Source organism: Serratia sp. T13T92 (genome assembly GCF_047530105.1).
Classification (GTDB): domain Bacteria; phylum Pseudomonadota; class Gammaproteobacteria; order Enterobacterales; family Enterobacteriaceae; genus Chania; species Chania fonticola.
In genome coordinates, this window is record NZ_JBLJAK010000141.1 from 1 (window position 1) to 604 (window position 604).

The following is a 604-nucleotide window of genomic DNA, read 5'->3' on the forward strand; positions in this document are numbered from 1 at the left end:
GTCAGTGCCCGCCGGTCGGTAATGTGCTCCCCGCCAAGGCGCTCATCCTGCGCAAGGCTGCGGGCCGAGCGGCGATCTGCCGCCACTATCTGCACCTCACGCCCCTGTTCGTGCGCCATCATGGCCAGCTCCGCTACCCGCTCGCGCTGACCAGCGGCCCCCCCTTGACCGGCCACAATCGCCACCGGCAGACGGTCCTGCGCCAGCACACTGACCGCGTCAGAGTACGCTCGAGTACGGGGCTGTGCTTTATCCGCAAAGGTATCAATCGGCCCGGCCCGCTGCAGGTCACGGCTCAGGGCCGCCACCGACAGTTCGTCGAGCACATGAATGTTTGAGGTGAACAGGCCTTTTTCTTTATCGAGCGGAATAAGCTGTTCGTTTTTAATCGCCGACTCGATGCCCTCACGCGCCTGCGCCACCACCCCCGGCTGCGCGGGCAACTGGCCTATTGTGGTGGCCAGCAGTTCAGAGTAAGTGAAGCGCGCCCGCCGATCGCTCAGCATGCCGATGGCCAGGCCGACCGACGCACTGATGTCGACGGCCTCCACGGCCGGGGCCGGGATGTCACCCGCCTGCGCACGCTGGTCAGCGTCCTCGCGGT

Annotated in this window: 1 pseudogene; it reads right to left on the reverse strand. The window is 66.1% G+C overall.

The window, feature by feature from the left end:
- Nucleotides 1–604 (reverse strand): annotated as a pseudogene (locus ACMV5I_RS29625) (conjugative transfer relaxase/helicase TraI); the annotation flags it as partial.